Annotated in this window: 5 protein-coding genes; 2 read left to right on the forward strand and 3 right to left on the reverse strand. The window is 43.8% G+C overall.

Annotated elements, in window-relative coordinates; translation table 11 throughout:
• Positions 1–240: 240 nt before the first annotated feature.
• From IM479_RS21600 to IM479_RS21610, 3 genes are all read right to left on the reverse strand, one after another.
• Entirely contained in the window at positions 241–1,575 is a 1,335-nt protein-coding gene (locus IM479_RS21600) for an FAD-binding oxidoreductase (protein ID WP_287685850.1), read from the reverse strand.
• Between the two features lie 241 nt (positions 1,576–1,816).
• A complete protein-coding gene (locus IM479_RS21605; protein ID WP_286827180.1) occupies positions 1,817–1,936 on the reverse strand; it encodes a photosystem II protein Y in 120 nt (39 codons plus the stop codon).
• Positions 1,937–2,001: 65 nt separating this feature from the next.
• Complete coding sequence (locus IM479_RS21610; RefSeq protein ID WP_286827181.1) at positions 2,002–2,553, reverse strand: gamma carbonic anhydrase family protein; 552 nt, start codon at positions 2,551–2,553, stop codon at positions 2,002–2,004.
• Between the two features lie 108 nt (positions 2,554–2,661).
• On the opposite strand from IM479_RS21610, the gene IM479_RS21615 reads away from it, so the two are divergent.
• Together IM479_RS21615 and IM479_RS21620 are read left to right on the forward strand one after the other, a co-directional pair.
• Complete coding sequence (locus tag IM479_RS21615) at positions 2,662–3,177, forward strand: TIGR02652 family protein (protein WP_158202360.1); 516 nt, start codon at positions 2,662–2,664, stop codon at positions 3,175–3,177.
• A 16-nt stretch (positions 3,178–3,193) separates the two neighbouring features.
• Complete coding sequence (locus tag IM479_RS21620) at positions 3,194–3,652, forward strand: VOC family protein (protein WP_286827182.1); 459 nt, start codon at positions 3,194–3,196, stop codon at positions 3,650–3,652.
• The last annotated feature ends 371 nt before the right edge of the window (positions 3,653–4,023 follow it).

Here is a 4,023-nt window from a genome sequence, read left to right on the forward strand (position 1 = left end):
ACTTTCTAGGAAATAAGGTGGAACATGAGATTTTTTCGACTTGTTCAAAGTGGCCGGAGGGCATTCGGACACTCAAAATGGACGGGTCGGAAAGCGTAAGACTTCTGTTAAAGAAGCAGCATCCCGTGAAGCGTCAACCCCGTTCAGCGACCACCCTAAAAAAGTGGCGTGGTGAGGAATCGCCGTCCGTTTTACGGCGGCGAGGATGTCAACTTGTTTAATCTAGCCTGAATCGAACTCCTACCCCCTTGCTTCAAGCCATGCTCGCATTTTACCCGGATTGTTCAATCCGTAGGGATCGACGAGTTTTTTAAATTCTAGTTGCAGGGGATTAATCTGTCTGCTGCCGCCATCTTCCATGATATAAGTGTGAGGATTGGCAATGGCTGCCCCCTGTTGTTCATAGATAGCAATAATCTCATTTAATCGAGTTTCTGTGGTAAATTCTAGCAAGGGAAGACCGGCGGGAATAACTTTACCTTGAAATTTCAAAAATTCTAGGTGAATCATTATTTCCTTCCCAAAATAATTATAGAGTTTCTCTACCGTAGCTAGATTAAAATAAAAAGCTTGTAGATAAGTTATTTTGGGGTTAAAACTACGCGCATGGAGAGTGGTATGATTCCAAGTAAATTCTAAGATACTGTTGCCTTTTTGGGTTTCTTCTGGCGTTTTATAGTAAGTAAGTTCACCATTATATTCTTGAATTAAAGACTCTAATGCAACTCGATCACCTGCCGATACTATTAACAAAACTGCCGCTTTTCCTGTGGTTAAATAATCCTTAAGAGCAGTAAAATAAGCGGGAATTGGCCAAGAGTGAACACTAACCATTTTCTTGACAATGCCATCACTATCACTGAGAGCTTGACCGAATTTAGCGGCGGTGATAAAATCGGCAAAAGTAACGATAAATTCTGCCCAAGGATAACAGGGAGCGAGGGCTATTTCTAACTCGGTAATAATGCCATTTGTTCCGTAGGCATGATTGACTTTTTCTACCTCATCCCCCCGTAGTTCGATAATTTTTGGTTCCGCTTCTAGGGTGACTAATTGCACTGCTTGCAGATTGCCCCTATCCTTTAATTGTCCATAATTAATTGAACCCATTCCCACACTGCCACCCCCGATAAAACCGCCAATTGTCGCCGTCCGATAGGTAGAGGGAGCCATTCTTAATTCCCAACCGATTTCGCGAGCTTGTTTATCAAAAAATGCCATTTTTACCCCCGCTTCTACCCGGGCTGTACCCGGTTCGATCGAGATAATTTTTGTTAGTTTGGTTGTATCTAAAATTACTCCTCCCTGCAAGGGAACACATTGACCATAATTACCTGTACCCGCACCTCTAACTGTTAAAGGAATTTGGTATTTAACGCAGGTTTTAGCGATGTCGATAACTTCTTGGCTATTCTGGGGACGAATGACTAAATCAGCCCGTTTATCTCGCAGTTGTGCCTCTAAAATGGGACTAAAATGATAATAATCTAAGGAAAGTTTCGCCACTTGCCCCGGATCGGTGATAATTTCCAGATAGGAAAGTTCTTGAATGAGATTTTGACAGTTAGATTTCATGGTTAGGTAGGGTTTGCTGAAAAAGTGTATTGGTGGGGTTAGGATTCAGGATTCAGGATTCAGGATTCAGTCCCGATGAAAAGATTTTCACCACCAGAGATGAAATAGGTTTCCTTCCCTACATCCCACACCTCACATCCTACACCCCACACCCTACACCCCAAGCTGCGATCGCCCCATAAGGAAAAATTAAAAACCGATCGCCTAGGCGGTCGGTTTTACTAAGAACTATAAACTTTTATTAACTTTGTTTGCTGAGAAACTGTTGAGCTTGTCTAATAGCGGCAGCGCCGATATTGAAGAAAGCCCAGCCAGCAGCGATAAGCAAAGGGGTTAAAACGATTAACACTCTCCAGTCCATAGATTTCGTTCTCCTCGATCGGTGCTTAAAAGATTGTTACTTGATTCTCATCTTATATTTATACCCTAATCCGCCCGTTTTGGGAATCCAGTATCAGTAGCTTTTCCCCCATGAACGAGGGCAAGTTTAGCATAGCGCTCGGCGTGTTCGATCAACTCTTGAGCCTCCTGTGGCGACACTTCCCGGACGCGTTTAGCAGGAATGCCCACCACTAAAGATCGCGGTGGTATATCTTTTGTGACGATACTACCCGCCCCGACAATACTACCCGCCCCGACGCGCACACCATCGAGAATCACTGCCCCAATGCCGATTAAACAACCGCGTTCAATATGGGCTGCGTGAATTACCGCCCGATGCCCGATGGTGACATAATCTTCAAGGATAGTAATTTTGCCCGGATCTCCGTGTAGGATCGCCCCATCTTGGATATTAGTATAAGCCCCAATTTCGATGCGTTCCACGTCGGCGCGCAATACCGCCCCATACCAAACACTCACCCCCACAGCTAGGGAAATATCGCCCATTACCGTGGCATTAGGGGCGATAAAAGCCGCTTGACTGACATCGACAATCGGCCAGAAATTAGAAGTTGATCTTAAGTTATCTAAAGACATGAAAGGAACTGCACTAAAGTCGAAAGAGAATACCCGTCCAATTTGGTTGGGTATAATATGGATAGGATTATTGGTACAAAGATAGCAATTTTTAGTTTAGGTTCTTCCATGATCAATGCAAGTTTACAATACCCTGTTTTTGGCCCCGATATCCATTGTCCTCACTGTCGGCAGCTAATCCCCGCCCTCACTTTGACGGATACCTATTTGTGTCCGCGCCATGGGGCTTTTGAAGCCGATCCCAAAACGGGAGAGTTGGTTCACTTGCAGTCAGGACGGCATTGGCGACTCTGGAATGGTGAGTGGTATCGTCAACACACTCACCCGGATGGTATTCGTTTTGAGATTCACGAAGCACTCGATCGCCTCTATACTCAAGGATTTAAGGCGACTAAAGTAATTATTGCCAACCGTTATCGCGATTTAGTTAGTTCCTACCTAGAACGTAACACCGCTTGGCGGGGTAATGGACCGGGTGAAGCCGCTATTCCCCGTCTCTACGGTTTACCAGTAGAATTTAGCCCCGATGCTCCCGATGAACCCTGTTGGGATGTAATTAATTTTGATCTGGAAAAAGAACCGGGGGTTCCCAAACGTTATCCCTATTTTCGTCTTTTTGACTGATTACTGATCACTGAAAATGCACCATGCTTCTATTCGTACCGCTAATATCCATCGGGCGATCGCTTTTTACCAACTTCTCGGTTTTACCCTAGAGGAAAGATTCACCACGGGTTATACTTTGGCCTGTTGGCTAACGGGGTTAAACGGACGCATCGAATTAATCCAAATTCCTCAACCGAAACCCGCCCCCGATGCCTTTAGTGATCAGCATTATGTGGGTTATTATCACTTGTCTTTTGACCTAACAGAAAATGTCAGCAACTTACCAGAATGGTTAGAAAAATTAACAAATAACTTTCAGCAAGCTCATCAAGAGGATGCCGATTTATATCAACCTTTAAACATTCTTTTGCCACCCCAACAACAGATGATCGGCGATCATGTCTATGAAGTCACCTTTATTGCCGATACAGACGGGCTACCCCTGGAATTTATCCGTCGTTTAACGCCGAAATCAGCGACCAAGGTATTGTAAAGTTTCAATACAAATATAGTCAGATATAGTCAGGCATGGTAATATATAGACAGGAAACTATCAGACTAGGCAAAAAAAACAGGAATAAGTTATCGAACGGCTTGGAGGTGGTGGAAACAAGGGAATTTAACAGGCTATCAATTGCCTTCGGGTACAACTATCATAACGGATGACAACCCCTCAAAACCCGACGCTGAGTTAAAAGGCAACGGATAACAATGTTAGTAGCAGAAAGACACATTATCAAGAAAGGACATAGATTTTGGGCGGAGATAGATAATTTATCTTGGCAGTCTAAAAATCTCTACAACTCAGCCAATTATTTAATCCGACAAAACTTCATTTATGGTCATGGCTATTTGACCTATAAT

Source organism: Microcystis sp. M165S2 (assembly GCF_020245885.1).
Classification (GTDB): Bacteria; Cyanobacteriota; Cyanobacteriia; order Cyanobacteriales; family Microcystaceae; genus Microcystis.